Annotated in this window: 17 protein-coding genes, 1 tRNA gene and 1 pseudogene; 4 read left to right on the top strand and 15 right to left on the bottom strand. The window is 68.0% G+C overall.

Translation table 11 applies throughout. The features are described from left to right. Nucleotides 1-232 precede the first annotated feature (232 nt). The gene (locus ACTQ49_RS07130; RefSeq protein WP_441827156.1) at nt 233-1,339 is read left to right on the top strand and encodes a glycosyltransferase; all 1,107 of its coding nucleotides are present in this window, start codon (nt 233-235) and stop codon (nt 1,337-1,339) included. Nucleotides 1,340-1,359: 20 nt separating this feature from the next. On the opposite strand, the gene ACTQ49_RS07135 is transcribed toward ACTQ49_RS07130, so the two are convergent. The 6 genes and pseudogenes from ACTQ49_RS07135 to ACTQ49_RS07160 all read right to left on the bottom strand — a co-directional run bounded on the left by ACTQ49_RS07135 (nt 1,360) and on the right by ACTQ49_RS07160 (nt 5,389). Further along, the gene (locus ACTQ49_RS07135; protein WP_441827157.1) at nt 1,360-2,952 is read right to left on the bottom strand and encodes a PH domain-containing protein; all 1,593 of its coding nucleotides are present in this window, start codon (nt 2,950-2,952) and stop codon (nt 1,360-1,362) included. Further along, nucleotides 2,949-3,434: a PH domain-containing protein gene (locus ACTQ49_RS07140; RefSeq protein WP_441827158.1), complete on the bottom strand. Its 486-nt coding sequence runs from the start codon at nt 3,432-3,434 to the stop codon at nt 2,949-2,951. Before ACTQ49_RS07140 ends, ACTQ49_RS07135 begins: the two co-directional genes overlap by 4 nt. A gap of 76 nt (nt 3,435-3,510) precedes the next feature. After that, entirely contained in the window at nt 3,511-4,155 is a 645-nt protein-coding gene (locus tag ACTQ49_RS07145; protein WP_441827159.1) for a DUF1707 SHOCT-like domain-containing protein, read from the bottom strand. A gap of 408 nt (nt 4,156-4,563) precedes the next feature. After that, nucleotides 4,564-4,860, bottom strand: a complete 297-nt coding sequence (locus ACTQ49_RS07150) for an addiction module antidote protein (protein WP_441827160.1) — start codon at nt 4,858-4,860, stop codon at nt 4,564-4,566. Nucleotides 4,861-4,975: 115 nt separating this feature from the next. Beyond that, a pseudogene (locus tag ACTQ49_RS07155) lies at nt 4,976-5,185 on the bottom strand (type II toxin-antitoxin system RelE/ParE family toxin); the annotation flags it as partial. 130 nt (nt 5,186-5,315) lie between these two features. Further along, nucleotides 5,316-5,389: transfer RNA gene (locus ACTQ49_RS07160), tRNA-Gly, on the bottom strand. 145 nt (nt 5,390-5,534) lie between these two features. Between ACTQ49_RS07160 and ACTQ49_RS07165 the strand changes: the two genes are divergently transcribed. Then, nucleotides 5,535-6,380, top strand: a complete 846-nt coding sequence (locus tag ACTQ49_RS07165; protein WP_441827161.1) for a glycerophosphodiester phosphodiesterase — start codon at nt 5,535-5,537, stop codon at nt 6,378-6,380. A 5-nt stretch (nt 6,381-6,385) separates the two neighbouring features. Here ACTQ49_RS07165 and ACTQ49_RS07170 read toward each other — a convergent pair whose 3' ends face one another. From ACTQ49_RS07170 to ACTQ49_RS07185, 4 genes are all read right to left on the bottom strand, one after another. Continuing rightward, the gene (locus ACTQ49_RS07170; RefSeq protein ID WP_441827162.1) at nt 6,386-6,967 is read right to left on the bottom strand and encodes a type II toxin-antitoxin system PemK/MazF family toxin; all 582 of its coding nucleotides are present in this window, start codon (nt 6,965-6,967) and stop codon (nt 6,386-6,388) included. Nucleotides 6,968-7,047: 80 nt separating this feature from the next. After that, on the bottom strand, nt 7,048-7,638 hold the full coding sequence (locus ACTQ49_RS07175) for a hypothetical protein (RefSeq protein WP_441827163.1): 591 nt from the start codon (nt 7,636-7,638) through the stop codon (nt 7,048-7,050). A 122-nt stretch (nt 7,639-7,760) separates the two neighbouring features. Then, entirely contained in the window at nt 7,761-8,531 is a 771-nt protein-coding gene (locus tag ACTQ49_RS07180; RefSeq protein WP_441827164.1) for a TetR/AcrR family transcriptional regulator, read from the bottom strand. Between the two features lie 83 nt (nt 8,532-8,614). Then, nucleotides 8,615-9,163 (bottom strand): NUDIX hydrolase, encoded by a 549-nt coding sequence (locus ACTQ49_RS07185; protein ID WP_441827165.1) that lies wholly within the window; start codon nt 9,161-9,163, stop codon nt 8,615-8,617. Between the two features lie 54 nt (nt 9,164-9,217). On the opposite strand from ACTQ49_RS07185, the gene ACTQ49_RS07190 reads away from it, so the two are divergent. Further along, nucleotides 9,218-9,871 carry an HAD family hydrolase gene (locus ACTQ49_RS07190; protein WP_441827166.1) on the top strand — a complete coding sequence of 218 codons (654 nt, stop codon included), beginning with the start codon at nt 9,218-9,220 and terminating at the stop codon, nt 9,869-9,871. Between the two features lie 178 nt (nt 9,872-10,049). On the opposite strand, the gene ACTQ49_RS07195 is transcribed toward ACTQ49_RS07190, so the two are convergent. The 5 genes from ACTQ49_RS07195 to ACTQ49_RS07215 all read right to left on the bottom strand — a co-directional run bounded on the left by ACTQ49_RS07195 (nt 10,050) and on the right by ACTQ49_RS07215 (nt 16,076). Continuing rightward, nucleotides 10,050-11,564 (bottom strand): acetyl-CoA hydrolase/transferase family protein, encoded by a 1,515-nt coding sequence (locus tag ACTQ49_RS07195; protein WP_441827167.1) that lies wholly within the window; start codon nt 11,562-11,564, stop codon nt 10,050-10,052. Between the two features lie 317 nt (nt 11,565-11,881). After that, nucleotides 11,882-12,961 (bottom strand): hypothetical protein, encoded by a 1,080-nt coding sequence (locus ACTQ49_RS07200; RefSeq protein WP_441827168.1) that lies wholly within the window; start codon nt 12,959-12,961, stop codon nt 11,882-11,884. A 177-nt stretch (nt 12,962-13,138) separates the two neighbouring features. Further along, entirely contained in the window at nt 13,139-14,014 is an 876-nt protein-coding gene (gene serB / locus ACTQ49_RS07205; RefSeq protein WP_441827169.1) for a phosphoserine phosphatase SerB, read from the bottom strand. A gap of 142 nt (nt 14,015-14,156) precedes the next feature. Beyond that, nucleotides 14,157-14,972: a YwiC-like family protein gene (locus ACTQ49_RS07210; RefSeq protein WP_441827170.1), complete on the bottom strand. Its 816-nt coding sequence runs from the start codon at nt 14,970-14,972 to the stop codon at nt 14,157-14,159. 45 nt (nt 14,973-15,017) lie between these two features. Continuing rightward, the gene (locus ACTQ49_RS07215; RefSeq protein ID WP_441827171.1) at nt 15,018-16,076 is read right to left on the bottom strand and encodes a class I SAM-dependent methyltransferase; all 1,059 of its coding nucleotides are present in this window, start codon (nt 16,074-16,076) and stop codon (nt 15,018-15,020) included. Nucleotides 16,077-16,196: 120 nt separating this feature from the next. Here ACTQ49_RS07215 and ACTQ49_RS07220 point away from each other — a divergent pair, with 120 nt between their 5' ends. Next, complete coding sequence (locus ACTQ49_RS07220) at nt 16,197-17,087, top strand: pyruvate, water dikinase regulatory protein (protein WP_441827172.1); 891 nt, start codon at nt 16,197-16,199, stop codon at nt 17,085-17,087. The last annotated feature ends 6 nt before the right edge of the window (nt 17,088-17,093 follow it).

Consider the following 17,093-nt stretch of genomic DNA (forward strand, 5'->3'; position numbering starts at 1 on the left):
CAAGCTGCTCTGGGGCCGCCGCCCAGAACTCGTCTGACTGGCTGAAAGTCTTCTCTGGAAGGAAATCCGACATTTCGCTCCCAGCGAATCCAGGGCCTTGAGCGGGGGCTGACTAGGGCTGAAGTGATTCTTGGTAGTACGAGCCACATGCACCTCGCCGAAAAGTGCCGTCTAGTGTGAAGAAGGCCGGGAAGCCATACGGGGAACGGACCGGCAGCAACCGAGGGGGAAGATGTCCAAGCGAAAGCTGTTGGTGCTCTGGTCCGGGAACTTCTGGGACGGGTTGCCCGCCACAGACCACCACCTGGCACGAGCCCTGGCCGAGTATGTGGACGTGTGCTGGGTGGATCCCACTGTCTCGGTGCACCGCTCGCGGCAGCCAGTGCCCTCCATCGAGCACGTCGAGCAGGGCGTCCGCGTCCTCAAGGTCTCCACGGTCCCAGGGCTGACTCGCCCCGGCCTGCGAAAGATCGCCGAGCTGCACCAGCACCTGGCCGTCAGGGCAATGCTCCAGAAGCTCGGCCCGGTCTGGGCGACGATGTCCGCCTCCTCCAGGGTGAGCCTGCCGCGGCACTGGGGCGGGGTCCGCGTGCTGCACGTCACCGACGACTGGGTGGCGGGTGCACCCATGATGGGGCTCGACGCCGCGTGGATGGAGCGCCTGCTGAACCAGAACATCGCCGTGGCCGACGTGGTCAGCGCCGTTTCCACGGATCTGGTGGACCAGCTCACCCCGCTCGCGCCGCGCCGTTCGGTGGTGCTGGTGCCCAATGCCGCGACGGTGCCGGACGTGCTTCCCGAGGTGGATCGGGACCGCTGCGCAGTCCTCGTGGGCCAGCTCAACGAACGTCTGGACATCAACCTGCTCGAGGCCGTCGTCAATGCCGGCGTCACGCTCCGCATCCTCGGGCCGCGCAGCGATCGTGACCCGGAGGTGGGGCGCCGACTGGATGCCCTCCTGGCCCGCCCGGACGTCGACTGGCGTGGCCCGGTTCCGCACCACGAGGTGGTCGGGTTGCTGGCCAGCGCCTCCGTGGGCATCACGCCCTATGCCACCAATGACTTCAACCGGGCGAGCTTCCCGCTGAAGACGCTCGAATATCTGGCCATCGGATTGCCGGTGGTTTCGACCCCACTGGACTCGCTCCGACTGCTGGACACCGATCTGGTGGACGAGGCGGCCGGACCCGAGGCCTTCGCGGCCAAGGTCTTGCAGCGGGTGGATGAGCCCCGTGACGCCCAGCTGGAGCTGCGCCGCCGGGACTTCGCGGACCAGCACTCCTGGCGGGCCAGGGCGGAGACCCTGTTGGACGCCATCGAGAAGGTCGAAGCCTCCTGACCCGTCCCCCGTAGGGGTGATCAGACCTTTGGCCTCGCCCACGGGGAGTCGGGTGGTGGGTACGGACCGGGGTCCGCCGGTGGCAGGGCATCCGGCTCGGGCACCGGGGACGTCGGTTGCTCGGCCGGATCAGGCGGCTGCGGTGCTGGCAGCGCATCCAGGGCTGCTCGTTGAGCATCGCGTCGCCGGGCTTCGCGGCAGCGGTCCATCTCGTCCAGGACGAGGGTGCGGGCCAGCGGTGCATCCAGTTCCTGCAGTGTGCAGGTGCCGAAGATGCCGGCCGTGGTGTCCACCTGGACGTCGGCCAGACCCATCCGGCGCTGGACCGGACCGGCTTTCAGGTGGACGGACTGCACTCGGGCGTGGTGGACGATCTTCGTCTCGTGCACCAGGCCACCATTGCGGGCCACGATCACATCGTCGTCCAGGCCCCACTGGAAGCTCTTCCAGATGAAGGGGTGGATCGTGCGCACCCGCCGGTCCACACCGTGCATCTCGATCGACGAGAGCCGGAAGCCGGGCCAGACGGCGTCGATGGCCAGTTCCACCTCCTGCCAGGTGCCGGCCGGGAGCAGCACGTCGCTGGCCTCCTTCTCGGCATCCCCACCGCCGTAGCCCAGGACGTCCATCTTCACGCGGTAGAGGCCGAAGGGGCGCCACAACTGGTGCTGGGTGATCTGCAGGCCCTGGATGCGACTGGTCGGCAGCGTCTGGCTGACCAGGCTGGTCATGCCCCGGCTCACCTTGAGCGCCTGCCCGGACCGGACCAAGGAGTAGTTCCACTGCTTGATGACGTCATTGCCAATGATGGTGACCAGCCCTGAGACCAGCGGGATGACGCCGACCAGGGCGCCGAACTGCCGGAACCAGACCATGCTGGCGATCGCCACGGCGCTCAGCACCAGGGTGATGAGGAAGCCCGACGACAGGACGGCAGCGAGCACCAGCCGCTGCGGAGGCACCCGGAGCAAGACCCGCTCGTCCGGCGCCAGATCGTGCAGGATGTCGGCGGTGCCGCGGCTGGCGGCCGACTGTTCTACCGTCACCTGGTGGCCGTGCGCTCGGGCCACCAGGTAGTCCCGCATCTGGTAGGCCCGGGCTCGGCCCAAGTACTCGATGGTCTTGCCGGCGCCGGATCCGACGTCGATGCGCAGCTGCGCCAGGCCCAGCAGGCGGGCGGCCAGGGGCTGCACGACGTCGACCGACTGGATCTTGGTGAAGGGAACCTGGTCTGAATTGTGCTGGATGAAGTTGTGCTCGATCCGAAGCTGGTGGTCATCGACGACGAATCGGGTGAAACGCCAGCTGAAATAGCCGACGATGCCGGTCAGCACCACGTAGGCCGCCAGGAGAGCCCCCAGGAATCCCAGGTCGCGCAGGCTCAAGGCCTGCGCGCCGCCGCTCTTGCCCAGGTTCTCCACCACGTCCTGTCCGACGACGAAGGCCAGACCCACGAGCGCCATCCAACCCTTGATGATCGGCGTGGCCGGGTGCGGACGTTCCATCAGCGGCGCGGCCGGGGGATCGGCAGGCGGCGCCATGGCGTCGGGCGGGGCAGCTTCCGTGGCCTCTGGGGTGGCAGGTACGGGGCTCAGACGTTCGGGCTCGGTCACAGGCCCACCGCCTGCTGCTCGCCGAGCTGGCTGAGGCGGTCTCGCAGCATGTCCGCGTCAGCCTGGGGGAGTCCCGGAATCGTCGCGTCGGTACCCGCGGACGCGGTCTCCAGGGTCACGGTGGCCAGACCGAAGTGCCGCTCGATCGGCCCCGAGTTCACGGTGACCACCTGCATCCGGCCGTACGGCACGACGGTCAGGCGACGCCACATCAGGCCCTCACGGATGTAGAGGTCCGTCTCGCGCTCGGCATAGCCCCACTGGCGGTACACCCGTCCCATCCGGTGCCAACGGTAGAAGATCCACCCGGCGCAGAGAGCCGCCAGAACCGCACCAGACCACCACTCGTGGAACCAACCCAGGGCTGCACAGGCCGGCAGCAGCAGGATGGGCCAGACGATGAGGATCATCAACCGCTTCATGGTCAGGTAGCGCGGTGAAAGAGGGTGCCAGCTGTCCACGGGGGCGTCGAAGGTCTCCACGCCCCAAATGTAGGGGGCGCCCAGCCCGATGTCCTCACCCTGTCGTCGGATTCATCAGACCGAGGGAGGGGGCGGATCAGCGGGTCAGGCCGAGGCGCTGGCCGAGCCCTTGGTGCTGGGGACCCAGCACCTTGATCTCGCCCAGCAGGACCAGGCCACGCAGCACGACGGTGGGGGCGTGGGGTGGAGTCGGCACCATGCCCTTCATGGTCACCTCACCCATGACGCAGGTGGTCTCGTCACGCACGTGAACACCTTGGGGAACCTTGATCTTGATGTCACCCATCACGACGGGGACGGTGACGATGCACTCGTGGGCGTCGAAGACCGCCTGGGTGAGATCGATCTTCGCGTCACCGAGCATGATGAAACCGGTGGTGCGGCGCCGCAGGCGCCAGGAGCCCTCACGTCGGGCCGTGCTGAGGACGCCCACCAGGTTGTCCGGCTGGTCGCTCGCGCCGGAGGGATCGACCACCACACCGCCAGCTCCCGCCGCCATAGGGGCGGGGGCGGGCAGCCGGAGGGTCTGCCCCGGTGCGGGCATGAGGTCCTCGGTGAGGGGCGTCAGGTCACCGAAGGTTCGGGCCCGCCAGGTGGCATCGAGCCGCTCCTCGAGTTCCTCGTGGGTGATGCGGCCATCGGCATAGGCGGTGTTGAGCAGCTCGGCCACCAGATTGCGGTCGGCGTCGGCGCAACGGATCTCGGGAGAAGGAGTGCTCATGCCACGAACCTAGGCCATGCCGGGGGGTCTTGTGAACCGCAATCCGGGTGCCCTCCGGGGGATTCAGGGGTTGGTCCGGTCGGTTCAGGGGCTGTTCATGCCGGCCAGGGATTCGGGAAGGACACCTTTCCGTCGTGGGACCCACTCGAGCCGCGCAGTCGATCTGGGAATGACGACGGGCCTCGCCAACTGTGTGTTGGCAAGGCCCTTCGTTGTGGAGCGGGCGACGGGAATCGAACCCGCGTGTCCAGCTTGGGAATCCGGGCGAGCGGTCGTTCTGGGCGTCGTGGCAGGCGTGGGACGGACTCGATAGTGACCGTGGATGACCGTTCGTTGCCGAGTGATTGGGCACGATTGGGCAGGGCCGCGCGGCCGGTGTTCGATTTCGTGAGAACTCCGCGGAGCGGGTCAGGCGGCTTGGTGTTTGGGCGTGATGGTGATCTGGCCGCCCAGGGCTTCGATGACCTTGGCGATGGTCTGGAAGGACGGGTTGCCGGTGGTGCTGAGGGACTTGTAAAGGGACTCGCGGCCGACGCCGGCGGTGCGTGCGATGTCGGTCATGCCTTTGGCCTTGGCGATGTCGCCGAGGGCGGCCTGGAGGAGCTGGGGGTCGCCGGTGCGGGCGGCCTCGTCGAGGTAGGCGAGCATGTCGTCGGTGGTCTCGAGGTAGTCGCTGGCGTCCCAGCGGCGGACGGTGATGGTCATTGCTGGTCCTTTCGCAGGTGGGTGGCCAGAGTCTTGGCCTTGTCGATGTCGGCTTGTTGGGTGGTCTTGTCGCCGCCGATGAGCAGCAGGACGATGGCGTCGCCCCTGTGGGGGTGTAGTAGACGCGATATCCGGGGCCGAAGTGGAAGCGCATCTCGAGGACCTGGTCTCCGACGGGTTTGAGGTCGCCCACCATCTCACCCAGTAGCTGGCAACGGCGCAGGGCGATGCTGATGCGCGCTCTCGCTTGGGTGTCCTTGAGTTTGCGGAACCACTTGTCGTAGGCATCCGTCGTGAAGATCTCCACGCGAGGAGTGTATCCCACTGGATACGAACCTTGGGGGTGAGCCGCTGACGGAGGGTGGTTCGGGAGAGATTGAGCGCGAAGTGGCTTGGGCTCTGTGTCCTGGGTTGTTTGAAGGGCCTCGCCAATTCGTTGGCAAGGCCCTTCAGTGTGGAGCGGGCGACGGGAATCGAACCCGCGTGTCCAGCTTGGGAAGCTGGCGCTCTACCATTGAGCTACGCCCGCATGCCTGAGGAATCCCTTGAGGCATCCGCCAGTGTAGCGCACCCGTGGAGGGTCGCGCTCCCAGTGGACACGGACTTCGACGCACCCCCACCCCGGCTGGCTGCGGCTCGCACCTCGCCCCTGCCCGCGGCATGCTGGGAAGACCATGGCCTGCACGCATCTGTCCCGTCGCACACTGCTCACCTCCGCCCTGGGGCTGGGGGCGATCGCTGCGCTCCCGGGTTGCACACCAGATCGCGACGGAACCGTGGACCCCTACTCGGATGCGGTGGTCATCGCGCATCGCGGTGGCGGGCGCAACTGGCCGGAGATGACGCTGTTCGCCTACCAGAACGCGGCCCGGCTGCCACGGCTGACCGCCATGGAGGTCTCGGTGCACCGCACGCGAGACGGCGTGCTGGTCTGCCATCACGACGTCGACACCTCCCGGGTGGGGGATCGTCGCCTGGTGATCGCCCAGAGCACCTGGGATGAGCTGCGTCAGGTGCGGATCACGCCCCGGGAGACCGACGACCCGGACCAGCCCACCCAGCCGATCACCCGCTTCGAGGAGCTGTTGGAGGCCTGGCCCGAGCAGATGACCATGTGGGCCGAGCCCAAGGCCCTCGATGCCGTCGATCCACTCTTCCAGACGCTTTCCCGACTGCCGGACCTGAGGGTCGTGTGGAAACGCCCGATCAATGCCCCCGGCTTCGAGGAGGCCAAGATGCAGGGCTGGGGAACCTTCGGCTATGTCCTCGACGGCGAACAGCAGACCGGTTACCTCAAGGACGTCGCGCCGTCGAAGTGGATGGACATGGTGGGAGTGCAGGCCTCGGCCAGCGACGAGCGGGTGCGCGAGGTGGTCGGGATCGCTGGCACCTACGGCAGCCGCACCGTCATGTGGCCACTGAACACCCTCGACGAACGGGATCGAGCCCTCCACCTGGGCTGCCGCGGTCTGATGGCGTCGAATGTGCGCGACCTGGTTGCGGCGCCGATGCCGGACTGACGGCTTCAGCGGGCGTGCCGACGAACCTCGTTGGCGACCTGCCGGAAGATCTCCTCGCCCAGCGCGGCCCCGGTCCGGCGCACCGATGAGGGAGCGATGCGGACCACCCGATCCACCCGCGCCTCGCTCGGACGCCCCTTGCGGTCCCACGCACCGCTGCCGATGTCGACCCAGAACCTGCCCTGGCTGGCCTCCTGGGCCGCATCCCGGTCATGGTCCTGGCTGGTGAGCGGCAGGGCCAGCAGCCATCCGTCGGCCTCGCCGATCAACAGCACGGGACGATCCTTGCCCTGCGAGTGGTCCTCCTCATAGGGAACCCAGCCCCAGACGACCTCACCGGGATCGGGATGGTCGCCGGGCTCGGGGTGGTAGCTGATGGGTGGCTCGCCGGTGAAGTCACCGGGGTAGGCGATCGTGGGCTGGCTCTGGCCACGGGAGCCTCGCGAACTGCGGGTCTGCTGGCCTCCGTCGGCAGGCCGGTTGCTGGTGGGCCGGCTGCGGCCGGAGCGGTCGAGCGAGCGCAGCCCCTCCTTGACCAGGGCGCTGGCCACATCGGTCAGCAGGGCTCGAAAGTTGAATGCCATCATCGCCTCACGGGATCGAAGGGTGGCCAGTGGGCTGGCCCCGGCCACGGCGCATGTCGCCGGTGCCGGTCATCTGAACGTGGTCATCGGTAGCGGGGCAGTGGTCCGTAGACCACGCGCTCCGCAGGGGCCAGGGGCGCCGGGGTGCCCGCGCGGAAGCGCTCCCAGTGCCCGAAGTAGCGGGTCACCGGAGGCAGCCACAGCAGGATGGTGGCGAGCGCCGCCAGAGCTGGCGCCAGCAGCGCCCACGGGGAGATGAGCCAACCCAGACACCCCACGACAACGGCGACGATGGCCGCGATGCGGGACCAGCGGTGCCCATTCCACGAGTTGAACGCCGCGATCGCCGGCGCAGCCGTCGTGATGCCCCCGATGGCGAAGACCAATGTGACGGCCACCACGGAGCGCCAACCGCCCGGCCGGGGTTGCCACAGCTCCACCAGCGTCGACGAGTGGGCAAAGGTGTGCATGTGGATCGCCCGCCACCAGGACCAGGCCAGGGCAGCGGCCGAGACGAGTGAGGCTCCGTGCAGGAGGACATTGGCGGCCACCATCAGCTTGGCCCTGCGGGGCTGACCGGTGTTGGCGCTGATCGGCAGGTCCGGGTGCACGAGGGGGTTGGGGGGCAGCGTCGCGATCGGTTCATCGCCCTGCGCGGTTGCTGCGTTGTCCACGTCCACCTCCTGGTTCGGCCGGTCGGGCCACGGTGGCCGTCGTCGGCGTCCACCCTACCTGCGAGGTGCAGTCTGGACGGGGCGCCCCGCGCGCCCGTCGCAGCGTGGATGGCCGAGCGTGCTCAGGACAGCGTCGCGGGAGCCAGACCGTCGAGGCACTGCTGCACGCAGGCGCCGATCCAGTCGGCCAGTTCCTCGGGGGAGGCCTTGGTGTAGTGGTCCAACTGGAAGACGTAGCGCATCATGGCCATGCCCAGGATCTGGCTCGCGGCCAGTTCCGCGCCGCGCTCGTCGCGCTCCCCGTCGGCGTCGAGCGCCGGGATGCGGGCCAGCACCTCCTGGGTGAAGAACTCGCGCAGGGGACGAACCGCCTGTTCGGGAACCTCGGCGGAGTGCAGGAGGGTTTGCAGGGAGCCGCGGGCGGCCGCGTCATCCCAGATGCCCAGGAAGGTGAGCACCAGTTCGCGGCCCAATTCGGAGCGGGGGCACAGTTCCAGGGCCCCGAGGCGTTCCACGGGGTTGACCCCCGAATCCGCGATGGTGGCGAAGAAGACCGCCGGCTTGCCGTGGAAGTAGTGGTGCACCAGGGCGGGATCCACGTCGGCATCGCGGGCGATGGCGCGCAGGGAAACCTTGGTGTAGCCGTTCGCGGCGAAGAGGCGACGTGCGCTGTTCAGGATCTGGGTGCGGGTGTCCGCGCCAGCGGGGCGACGGCCGCGACGGCGGCGCGACGGTGTGTCCGGACTCGTGGGCGTCTCGGCCGTCGCCCCGAAGCCGGGATCGTGGGCCGCGCTCAACGCGGAGGCGGGGAGGGCAGGTTCGGGGACTGGCGTGTCGAGCACCGGTGTCTCGGGCACGGGGTCCGGCTGGGCGGTGGAGGAGTTGTTCAACATGGGTTCTGCGTCTTCTTCAGGGGTTCCACTGCGGGGTGCTGGGAACCGGTGGATTGGTTGGCTGGGGCTGGATGGACGGACGTTCAGTGGCCAAGGGTTCTCGAGGTCCCGAGTGACACCAGTTCGCGCACTTCGTCGAAGAGTTCTGGGAGGTTCGTGGTTGACCACCAGCGCACATCGCTCGATTCCTCAGTAATTGATGGAAGTGTAGGGCTTGCCAGGGCGAGGAAGCGGACGTCGAAGTGGCGCGTGGGGCGCGAGCCCCGGCAGGTGATGGGATGCACGTCGATGTGCAGCGGCACCGGATCGATCCGCAGGTCCGGCAGGCCCGTCTCCTCGCGGGCTTCACGCAGCGCAGCCCCCGCCAGACTGCTGTCCGACGCCTCCAGGTGCCCGCCCGGTTGGAGCCAGGCCTGCACGATCCGGTGGTGGACCAGGCAGGTCTGCAACCCGTCGGGGGTGAGGACCAGAGCGGACGCGGTGAGGTGGCCGGGCAGGCAGGACCGCTCGCAGGCGTCCTCGCGCGCGTCGAGCAGGCCCAGCGTCGCCTCGCGCAAGGCGCGTTGCCCCGCGGTGGGAGCAGTCCACTCCCGCAGGGTCCGGTGCGCACTCGCGTGCAGGCTCTCCAGCATGACGAGAAATCTACCCCAAAGGGTGAAGCAAGTGGAGATGGCTAGGCTGGCCGCATGAACTCCGTTCCAGGCTGGCACACCGTGGTCTTCGACCTCGACGGCACCCTGTGCAACACCATCGATCTGATCCTCGCCTCCTTCAGACATGCACACACCGCGGTCCTGGGAGTCGAGCTCGACGAGGGGGAGGCGCGTTCCTGGATCGGGCGGACCCTGGTTGACATCTACGAGCCGTACGGCGAGCGCGCCCAGATGCTCCACGACGCCTACATGGAGTTCAACCTGGCCAATCTGGAAGCCCTGCAGACCAGCTACGACGGCGTCGTTGGCCTGGTGCAGGACCTCCGGGACGCGGGACTGGCCATCGCAGTGGCCACCAGCAAGCGTCGCTCCTCGGCCGAGCGCAGTCTGGCGGCGGCCGGATTGACGGGCATCATCCCGCTGGCCGTCGGGATGGAGGACACCACCGCACACAAGCCTGACCCGGAACCGATCCGCCGGGCCGTCGAGGTGCTGGGTGGGGTGCCGGAGGATGCGGTCTACGTCGGCGACGCCGTGGTGGACGTCCAGGCGGCCAGGGCCGCGGGACTTGCGCAGATCGCCGTCACGTGGGGTGCCGGCGACCGGACGGACCTGATGCTGGAGAATCCCACCGCCGTGGTGGACAGCGTCGACGAGCTGGCCCGCTGGTTGCTCACCAGCGACTGACACCCCGCGCGGGCGTCCCAGCCACAGCGTTCAGCCAACCGTTTCCAGACAACGGTCCTTCTGGAGCGCCCGCACCAGACCACAGACGCACGGGAGCCCCGGATCCTGGTGGATCCGGGGCTCCCGTGCCCGCCGCCGTCGAGCCGTCAGCTCACGGGGACGGGGGTGCCGCTGGAGGTCAGGGCTTCATGGTTCCCTCGGCCAGGAACTTCGAGTGCCACGACAGCGACTTGGTGAGGTCGTGCGGGGTGTGCTGGCCGTTGGCCACCTTCTGCGCGTGCTCGAAGTAGTCGAGCAGTGCGTCCTTGTAGTCCGGGTGGGCGCAGTTCTCGATGATCTTCTTCGCGCGCTGGCGGGGAGCCAGACCACGCAGGTCGGCCAGACCCTGCTCGGTGATGATGACCGAGACGTCGTGCTCGGTGTGGTCGACGTGGTTGACCATCGGGACGATGGCCGAGATGTCACCACCCTTGGCCGTCGACGGCGAGACGAAGACGCTGAACGCGGCATTGCGCGTGAAGTCGCCCGAACCGCCGATGCCGTTCATCATCCGCGAGCCCATCACGTGGGTGGAGTTCACGTTGCCGTAGATGTCGGCCTCGATCATGCCGTTGGTGGCGATGACACCCATGCGGCGGATGGCCTCCGGGTGGTTCGAGACGTCCTGGGGGCGCAGGATGATCTTCTTGGCGTACTCCGAGGCGTTGTCGTTCATCTTCTCGGCGTACTCCGGCGACAGCGAGAAGGCCGTGGCGGAGGCGACGGTCAGCTTGCCCGAGTCGAGCAGGTCGACCATGCCGTCCTGGATGACCTCGGTGTAGGAGGTCAGGTTCTCGTAGTCGCTCTCGAGCAGGCCGGCGAGCACGGCATTGGCGATGTTGCCCACGCCCGACTGCAGCGGGTTCAGGTGCTCGTTCAGACGGCCGGCCTTGACCTCCTGGTCGAAGAAGTCCAGCAGGTAGCCGGCGATCTTCTTCGAGTCCTCGTCCAGGGGCTTGAAGGGCGAGTTGCGGTCAGGGCCGCTGGTCTCGATGACTGCGACGACCTTCGACGGGTCGATCGTGTAGACCTTGTCACCGATGCGGTCGCTCGGCTTGGTGATGGGCAGCGGCTTGCGGTTCGGCGGCAGCTCGGCGATGTCGTAGTAGATGTCGTGCATGCCGTAGAGGCCCTCGGACTGCCACTCGTTGACCTCGATGATGATCTTCTTGGCCAGCGTCAGGTAGGTGCGGTTCATGCCCACCGAGGAGGAGGGGACGACCGAGCCGTCGGCCAGGATCGAGGAGGCCTCGATGACGGCGTAGTCCAGGTCACCGAAGAAGCCGTAGGCCATCTGGTTGGCCAGGTGGCTCAGGTGGATGTCCGAGTAGTAGGTGGAGCCCTCGTTGATCTTGTTCCGCAACACCGGGTCGGACTGGTAGGGGGTGCGGAAGTTCAGGCCGTCGACGCCGGCCAGCTCACCGTCGAGCTCGGGAGCGGTCGAGGCGCCGGTGAACGAGTCGATGCGGAAGTCGCTGCCCTTGGCGCGCTCCTCCTTGATGCGGGCGGCCAGCGCAACCGGGAATTCCTTGGGGTAGCCGGAGCCGGTGAAGCCGGCGAAGCCGATCTTGCTGCCGGGCTCGATCAGGGCAGCGGCGTCGGCGGCCGACATGACCTTGCTGCGGAACTGCTCGTTGGCAATCCGTCCTGCCATCTTTCCTCCTTGAAGAATGGGCCCTTGTGTACCGTCGGGTGACCGACGAGCTCCGCCGTCGCTGGCGGTACCGGGCTGGTGGGACAAAGGTTACATGTCCGGCCACCGTGGCGGGAGCCCCTGTCAGGGACCGGATCGGACGTGCGTCGGGTGCGGTCGGGATTGGTCATTCGCCAGCCCTGCCGGCCTGCGTGAACCTGATCTCCCGTGGACATGGCGGTGGGCTCCACCCTGATCCAGGGTAGAGCCCACCAGTTGCCGTCAGAGCCGTATCGCCATCGGACCCCTGTCGCCATCGGACGAAGCCGGGGCTGCGGTCAGGCGAGCAGGCGAATGCCCTGCCAGTTCCAGCCGATCTGCTGCGCCGGGGCCCACACACCGCCCTGGTTGATGTACTTGTACAGGTTGCCGTCGCTGCGGCGGGCGATCAGATCGCTGAGGCTGTCGCCGTTGAGCGAGCCGGGCGAGCTCACGGTCTGCATCGCACCCCAGCCGTGACCCACCCGGCGCGGGGTCGTGAAGGTCTCGTCGGTGCTCAGGGAGACCGTGTGGGCCCACATGGTCCCGTCCTCGCGGATGGTGACCAGGTCTCCCAGCTGGTCCTTGTTGAAGTCACGCGTGGCAATGGTCTTCACCGTCGTGCCCCAGCCGGTAGCGATCTCGATCGGGTCGCCCAGACCATCGACCATGATGTCGAACATGTACAGGACATCGCCCTTGCTGGCGATCAGTGCATGGGAGCCGAAGCTCAACGGCGAGTTGGTGCCCGTGATGGTGAAGTTCGTGTACCCGTCGAGGCCGCTGGCGATCCGAGTTCCATTGGAGAATCGTCCGGCACCCTTGTTGTCGTAACGCCACAGCGTGCCGTCATTGCGGACGGCGAGCAAGTAGTTGCCCGTGCCCTCGCCCTCGATCTCATTGACCTGCTGCATGAAGACCATGCTGTTCCAGCCAGTGCCGGCCTTGATGCCGGTGGCCAGGGTGGTGGCCGTCATGCGGTAGTAGTACAAGTCCCCGGTGCCGGCCTGGATGCCCAGCACGTCGGCCTTTCCGTCGCGGTTCTGGTCGCCGTCGACGGGGCGCGACGGGGAGCCGGTGCAGGGCTTCACGAGGGTGCTGCCGCTGGTGCTGGGGTAGTCGGCCGTGGCGGGGGCGCCCAGCCACACATAGCTGCCACCGGGCAGTCCGGTCAGGGTGCGGGTGGTCCCGGCGGGCACCTCGACGTAGTCGCCGCTGTCCACCAACGTGATCCAGGCCGACGAGGTGGTGTTGGTCACCTTGAGCACGCCGCAGCTCGGCGAGGTGACGGTGGTGCCCGCAGCGGAGGCGGGACTGGCGACCGCGAACGACGCGGTCAGGGCGGCGGCGCACATGACGCCGGCGACTGTTCTCTTCATGGGTGCCCTTGCGTTCAGTCGGTGCAGGATCTGTCCCGATCGGACTCAGCGTAGAACCTTGACCAATGAGTGGTCAGGCGGCTCGGGTGCCTTCAGGAAACGTACAGCCTCGACGATGTCACCGCAGGTCTGGGTTTGTTCCACCGTGACGTCCGGCCTGTTCGTGCGGCCCTGACGTCACGGCAGTTGCAGGAAGGCGCGCACTGCGTCCAGTCGGGGGAAGCTGATCGTCGCATCCGCCTGGGTGGCGGCAACCGGCTTGGCGCAATAGGCAACGCCGAGCCCGGCCTCGCCCAGCATGTCCAGATCATTGGCACCGTCGCCGACGGCGACGGTCTGGGCGGCCGTGCAGCCTGCCAGCTCGGCGCAGCGCAACAGGTGACGGCGCTTCGCGGCCCGGTCGACGACCTCCCCGCGAGTGAGTCCGGTGAGACGGCCGTCGCGCACCTCGAACCGATTGGCGGTGATGTGGTCGATGCCCAGCCCCTCGACGAGGGGCTCGACCACCTCTGTGAAACCGCCCGAGACCAGTCCGACCTGACCACCTGCCTGCTTGACCGAGCGGATCAGCTCCAGCGCCCCGGGGCTGAACTCCAGCTCCCGACGCACCTCGTCCAGGACGGAGACATCCAGACCAGCCAGGGTGGCCACCCGCGCCCGCAGGGAGGCCGCGAAGTCCAGCTCGCCCCGCATGGCGCTCTCCGTGATGGCGGCCACCTGCTCACCCGTCCCCGCGCGGTGCGCCACTTCGTCGATCACCTCGGAGGTGATCAGGGTGGAGTCGACGTCCATCATCAGCAGGCGGGGCGGCATGCTGGCCAGTGGCTCCTCGACGACGGCGGCATCGATGCCGAGGCGTCCGGCAGCCCCCCGGATGAGGGACCGGGTGCGGACCAGGTCATCGAGCTCGCCCAGTGCACTGGCCACATGGCCCCAAGGCGTGCACTCTCGGCGCTCCTCACGAGGGCTGGACAGCTGCTCCAGGGCGAGGGTGGCCAAGGACTCGGGCACCTCGGAGGCTGAGGTCAGGACAATGCGTACGGTCTGGGGCACGGGAACAGATTAGGCAATGCGGCACGCGCCCGGGCAATTGGTGGTCCACTGCGGGGGTTGGGCAACAGGACCGTTCAAGCCAGTTGGGGGTTCAGGGCCGTTGGGGGTTCAGGGCCGTTGGGGGTTCAGGGCCGTTGGGTGCTCAGGTCAGGCAGAGGGCCAGGGCCACCAGGCTCAGCACGACCTCGAGGGCCCCCACCTGGGCTGGGCGGATGGTCCGGCCGCGTTGGGGTCCGAACCAGGGCAGTGCCCAGGCGCGCAGCGTCCCCACCGCGAAGAAGGCCGCCCAGCCCCAGCTGGTCACATCCAGCACGGCCATGGTCGTGGCGATCAACGTCCACGCGAAGTGCCAAGCCATCGAGGCCCACACCCAGCCAGGCTTGTTGCGCTCCCGGATGAGGGTCTTGACGACGAAGACGGTCCCGAAGAAGTAGCCGAACAGTGCAGGGGCGAGCCAGGTGCGGGCGTCGAGGCCATGGCTGGCCACGGCCTGCGGGGTGGTGAAGGGCAGGATCCAGGCCAGCAGGCTGGCGGCCAACACCGTGCACAGACCCGAGAGCAGGGCCCGGTCATGGCGCCGACTCGTCAGCCACAGGGCCGTGCCCAGCAGGGGCAGGTAGACCGGCAGCCACCACAGCAGTGGCAATCCACCCAGCGCCAGCGTGGCGACTCCCGTCGCTGCCGAGACCAAGCCGTAGGTGAGCACCGCGGGAAGGTACTGCCCCCGTCGGCGCGGGGCGGCCTTGAGCCACAGGCCCGTCGCATTGAAACAGAAGTAGCCCACCAGCCAGGTGGCAGCCAGGGGCCAGGCCCAGGCCGGCAGGCCGACGTGGCTGCGCAGCGTCAGCCCGACGACGAGTGGGACGAAGAGCATGGCCCATGCCCCGTGCTGCTGGGGGATCCAGGCCCCTTTGGCTCGTGCTGGCGTGACCCGTGCTGGCATGACCCGTGCTGGCATGGCGCCATATTACCCCGGATCAATCCGGAGTAATTGATGGGTGGGTCAGCGGACCTCGGTGTGGGTCACCGTGTACTTCGGGTTCTGCTGCACCACGACGGTGCGCCCCAGCACCTCGTTGAGACGGGCGCGCCACGGCAGGTGCGAGTTGTACACACACCAGAATTCGCCCCCGGGACGAAGCACCCGCGCGGCCTGTGCGAACATCTCCAGAGCCGGGCCGGACTCCTTGGCGTGGCCAATGTGGAAGGGCGGATTGGTCACCAGGATGTCCAGGGAATCGGTCTCGAAGTCCGCCAGGCCGTCGCGCCACAGCACGTCCACGCGGACATCATTCGCCTCGGCGGTCAGCCGGGTGGCCTCGACGGCCGCCCAGGACACGTCGCTGGCCATCACGTGGGCCGTGCGGAAACGGCGGGAGAGCAGCGTGGCCAACACGCCGTTTCCGCATCCCAGGTCAAGCACCTGCAAGGCGCCACCCTCATTGCCTGCGGCCTGCGACGGGCTGCCCCCCACCTGCTTGCCGATCCTGCCCAGATTGTCGGTGAGCAGGCGGGTGCCCGCATCCACCTTGGCTCCGGCGAAGGTGTTGCCGTGGGCCCACAGTTCCAGATCGAGGTCGGCATGCTTCTTCGAACGGGGCCACGTGGCCTCCGACGGGTAGGGCAGGCGCGCGTGCAGCACGCGTGACTTCTGCCGCCCCAGTGAGGCATTGACCGAGCCGAAGTGGGTCAGCAGCACCTCATTCATGCTCAGGGTCATGTGCTTGACCCGGCCGCCGGCCACGACACGCACCTCGGGATCGGCCAGATTGGCCACCAGCTCCGCGTACTCGTCCAGACCCGCGAGGCTCTTGGGCAGCCGCATCCAGACCAGATCTGCCCCCGTCAGCGCGTCGACCAGGGACTCGGCCAGCAGCTCCGGGGGGAGCTCCTGACGCTCGCGCAGGTCGTCGCTCCACACCAGAACCTCATCGGCCACGTCACGGGCACGCTCCACCAGCGCAGGGGCGTCGAGCAGGACGAGGCGACGGGCACGGGCCCCCTCGGTGATGTCCAGGGATTCGTCGGCGATCAGCAGGTCAACAGGGTCAGTCTCAAGCACGCTCCCAGTCTCCCAGTCGAGCGGCGGAAAACCCGCATCGACGCCGCCGCGGGCCCGCGCGCGGTGCTGCAGGGCGGGCCCCGGCGCAGCCTCGTCAGTGCGACGTTGTAGGTTGTCGCCATGGCAATGGAGCCGCTGCAGATCCACGTGATCGCCGATTCCACCGGGGAGACGGCGGCACGGCTGGCGCGCGCCGCCCAGGCGCAGTTCACCAACATCTCCGCGACCATCGTCCGGCATCCTCGCGTGAGCACCCCGGAGGCACTGTTCGCCATCTTCGACGGGCTGCGCGGGTCCCAGACTGATGAGCCCCACATTCGCCGGGTGGTGCTGTTCACGCTGGTCAATGAACACATGCGCACGCTGGTCACCACCGCCTGCCAGGAGCTGTCGCTGCCCTGCGCAGACATCCTGGGCGGCACCCTTGCCGCCTTCGAGGCCGCCACGGGTGCCGAGGCCGACGAGGTGGCGCGTCGTCCCGTTGGTGTGGAGGCCGACTACTTCGAGCGCATCTCGGCGATGGAGTTCGCCGTGCGCAATGATGACGGTGCCATCCCCGAAGCCCTGCGCGACTGTGACATCTGCCTGGTCGGCGCCTCCCGATCAGGCAAGACCCCGCTGAGCATCTACTTGGGCTACTTGGGATACAAGACGGTCAATGTGCCCCTGGTGCCGGGCATCGCGCCGCCCGAGGAACTCTTCGGCCTCACCCGCTGGCGGATCGTCGGGCTCACGATCGACCCGGAACGGTTGCTCGCCATCCGCAACCGACGGGTCAAGGGTCTGGGCGGCTTTGGTACCAAGGACGGGTATGCAGACCTGGTGCAGATCTACGACGAGCTCGACGAGGTCGGCAGGATCCAGCGCCGTCTGGGGTGCCCTGTGATCGACACCACCGGCCTGGCGCTGGAGGAGGCCGCGGTGCGGGTGATCGACATCGTCGACGATCGTGCCCGCAAGGCAGGCTCCGCGCTGCGGCGCCCGGCAGGGAGTCTGATGGTGAGGCCCTGAGGCCGG

Source organism: Luteococcus sp. Sow4_B9 (assembly GCF_052116585.1).
In the GTDB taxonomy this organism is placed as follows: domain Bacteria; phylum Actinomycetota; class Actinomycetes; order Propionibacteriales; family Propionibacteriaceae; genus Luteococcus.